The following is a 3,532-nucleotide window of genomic DNA, read 5'->3' on the forward strand; positions in this document are numbered from 1 at the left end:
ATCCAGTCGTGATCCGGATGGTTCTGGAAGCGCCACTTGCGCATCGGGCCGGCCATGACGTTCAGATAATACATCTCGTAGCCGTAGGGTGCGCCGCAGGGGTGATGGCCCTTGGGGACCAGCACCACGTCGCCATCGGCAACAGCCATCGTCTCGTCCAGCTCGCCGTCCTCGGTGAAAACGCGCTGGAACCCGAAACCCTGTTTCGGGTTCAGGCGGTGGTAGTAGGTCTCTTCCAGATAGGTCATGTCCGGAAAATTGTCTTCGTCGTGCCGGTGCGGCGGGTAGGACGACCAGTTGCCCTGGGGTGTGAACACTTCCGTCACCAGCAGGCTGTCGGCGATATCGCTTTCTTCCATCGCAATCGGGTGGATATAGCGGGTGTTCGCTCCCTTGCCGCGTTCCACCTGGCCGATGTCCGTGATCACACGGGCCTTGTAATTGCCCTTGCCGGGGGCGGTGCAGACCGCCAGGACGCAGTCGGTTGTCGCCGTTGCAGACCAGCTGCTGCCGTTGGGCACATAGACGCAATGCGGCTTCTTGCGCTCGAAAACGCTCATCCTGTCGCCCAGCTCACCAAAGCTTTCATCTCCAGCGGAAATTGACGCCTTGCCTTCCACGAGGACAAGGATGACTTCCTTGTCACCGGTTTCTTCCGATCCCGACTGTCCCGCTTCCAGATGATACAGGCCGAAGCCGACATAGCCCCACCTGGCGCTTTCAGGCGTGATGTCGTGCACCTTGCCGGAGGTGCCGGACGGTTTGACGAGAAGATGGCTCATGTCAAATCCACTTCCTTTGCGAGTTGCTTGAGGGTCTTGAGGCCGAGGCTCTGATACTGGAACGGATTGCGGACCTCCGGGTCCTGCTCTGCCTCGATAACGATCCAGCCTTCGTAGCCGGTATCCTTCAGGATCTGGAGAAGAGGTTTGAAATCAACGCCGCCTTCCTCGTCGCCCGGCACGGTGAAGACGCCGGCACGGACGCCGTCCATGAAGGACTTCTTGTCTTCGCGGATATCCTTCATCACGGCAGGCCGAACGTTCTTGGCATGGAAATGCTTCACGCGGGCAGCGTGTTTTTCCAGAACTGGCGCCGGATCCTGACCATTGCTGCCGAAATAGCAATGACCGGCATCGAACAGCAACTTGGTCGCCGGGCCGGTGGCATCCATGAAAGCGTCGATTTCCGCCGGTGTCTCGACCACAGTGCCCATGTGGTGATGGTAGACAAGGTCGATGCCCTGGCTTGCGCAGAAGGCCGCGAGTTCCTCGATCTTGGCGCCGAAGGCTTTCATCTCTTCTGCGGTAAGAACCGGGCTGGTGTTGATGTCGACCTGAGAGCCCTGAATGGTGTTGGAGGTCTCGCAGGCAATGCAGACCTTGCAGTCATTGTACTTCAGCTTGTCCAGATGCGGCTGGATCGCCTTCTTTTCGGCCTCGACCGACTGGGCAAGCAGGTTGAGCGAGTACCAGCCGGAAATGAACTTGAGCCCATGGCCGCCCAGAAGCTGTTTCAGCTCTTCCGGATCGTTCGGCCAGCGGTGGCCGTTCTCGATGCCGTCGAAGCCGATTTCGGAAGCTTCCGACAGGATCTGCTCGGTCGGAATATGTGCGCCAAGGGTCTGGTCGTCATCATTGGCCCAGGCGATCGGGTTGGTGCCGTAAAGGATCATGGCTGTTGTCCTGTAACGCATTGGAGCGTTGGAGTTGATCGTAACTTTCGAACCTCATCCTGAGGAAGCGCTTCAGCGCTGTCTCGAAGGATGGGCCACTTGTTCGGTATATGCCGCCCATCCTTCGAGACGGACCTGACGGTCCTCCTCAGGATGATGTGTGACTGGGTGGAAAAGCTGGGCTGGTGTTCTGCATTCCCCTCAATCGACCAGGTTCTGGTGCTTCAAAGCGTCGACATAGCCCTCACGGGCCTTGTTGACTTCGGTCCGTTCAGAGACCTCCGGCACGGCGACGTCCCACCAGTGACCGCCACCGTTCTCGCCCGGCCCATGCATCGGGTCCGTATCGATGACGATTACCGTCGGGATGGCCCGGTCCTTCGAGGCGAGGATCTGCGCTTCCAGATCGGCGATGTCCTTTGCCTTTACCGCGTGGGCGCCCATGGCGGCCGCGTGGGCGACGAAGTCGATGTCCGGCTGCGCCTCGACATTGCAGTTTTGATAGAGGTTGTTGAACTGGTTGCCACCGGTGCCCATCTGCAGCCGGTTGATGCAGCCGTAGCCCCGGTTGTCGGTGAGCACGACCGTGAACGGCACCCGCCGCATGACGGCCGTCGCAAGTTCCGAGTTGGCCATCATGTAGGACCCGTCACCGACGAAGCAGACGACATCCCGCTCCGGCTGCGCCAGCTTGATGCCCATAGCACCGGCAATCTCGTAGCCCATGCAGGAATAGCCGTATTCCATATGATAGCCACCCTGCGGCGCCTGCCACAGAAGCTTCAGGGCGCCCGGCATGGTGCCGGCCGCGCACATGGCGATGGTCTTTTCCGAAGATGTCCGCTGCACCGCGCCGATAACCTCCGCATCGAGCGGCAGGTAGCCTTCAGTTACATCGGTCCGCGCACTGCAGTGGGCATCGACCTTGGCCAGCCAGTCAAGACGAGACTGCGGATTGAAAGCCGATTTTGTCTCTGAGCCAAGGGCCGCTGAGATCTTCTCCAGAGACACTTTGGCATCGCCGACGACACCGATGGCACCATGCTTCAGGGCGTCGTAGCCCTGGACGTTGATGGAGACGAGCTTGCGGCCGGGTTTCTTGAAGAGCGCCCAGGAGCCGGTGGTGAAGTCCTGGAAGCGGGTGCCGATACCGATGACGAGATCGGCGCTTTCGGCAATCTCGTTGGCGCAGGCCGAGCCGTCGACCCCGGCGGTGCCGAAGTTCATCGGATGAGACTGCGCCAGCGCCGACTTGCCCGCCTGGGTTTCGATCACCGGAATGCCGTGCCTGGTCGCAAACGCGCCAAGAGTTTCTTCAGCCTGCGAATAGATAACGCCGCCGCCACAAACCAGAACCGGGTTCTTTGCGGATTTGATGAGGGCGACAACGTCGGCGATGTCCCGGCTGTCGGGTTCCGGGCGACGGATGCGCCAGACCTTCGGCTCGAAGAAGCTTGCCGGATAATCGAAGGCTTCTGCCTGCGTGTCCTGGCAGAACGCCAGGGTCACCGGACCGCAGTTGACCGGATCGGTCATCACGCGGAAGGCGCGCGGAAGGGCCGTCAGCAGGTGTTCCGGGCGGCTGATGCGGTCGAAGTAGCGCGAGACGGGACGGAAGCAGTCATTGGCCGAAACCGTGCCGTCGTCGAAATCCTCCACCTGCTGCAGCACCGGGTCGGGTGCCCGATTGGCGAAGACATCGCCGGGGATCAGCAACACCGGCAGGCGGTTCACATGGGCAAGGGCTGCGGCGGTCACCATGTTGGTGGCGCCGGGGCCAATGGACGAGGTGACGGCCATTGCCCGTGTGCGCTTCTTGGCCTTGGCATAGGCGATGGCCGTATGGGCCATGGTCTG

The 3,532-nt window shown here is 60.9% G+C and carries 3 protein-coding genes; all 3 read right to left on the bottom strand.

The genetic code is table 11. From position 1 onward, the window contains the following. On the bottom strand, positions 1-782 hold a 782-nt coding region (gene iolB, locus Q666_RS54470), incomplete at its 3' end, for a 5-deoxy-glucuronate isomerase (RefSeq protein ID WP_023001554.1). Further along, positions 779-1,675 carry a myo-inosose-2 dehydratase gene (gene iolE / locus Q666_RS54475; RefSeq protein ID WP_031269564.1) on the bottom strand — a complete coding sequence of 299 codons (897 nt, stop codon included), beginning with the start codon at positions 1,673-1,675 and terminating at the stop codon, positions 779-781. The genes iolB and iolE, both read right to left, overlap by 4 nt. A gap of 201 nt (positions 1,676-1,876) precedes the next feature. Then, the coding region (iolD, locus tag Q666_RS54480) for a 3D-(3,5/4)-trihydroxycyclohexane-1,2-dione acylhydrolase (decyclizing) (protein ID WP_023001556.1) at positions 1,877-3,532 on the bottom strand (1,656 nt) is incomplete at its 5' end.

Source organism: Labrenzia sp. C1B70 (assembly GCF_000475395.1).
In the GTDB taxonomy this organism is placed as follows: Bacteria; Pseudomonadota; Alphaproteobacteria; order Rhizobiales; family Stappiaceae; genus Roseibium; species Roseibium algicola.

Coding starts and splice junctions, on each gene's coding strand:
- iolE (WP_031269564.1), bottom strand. CDS start 1,675: ATGATCCTTTACGGCACCAACCCGATCGCCTGGGCCAATGATGACGAC.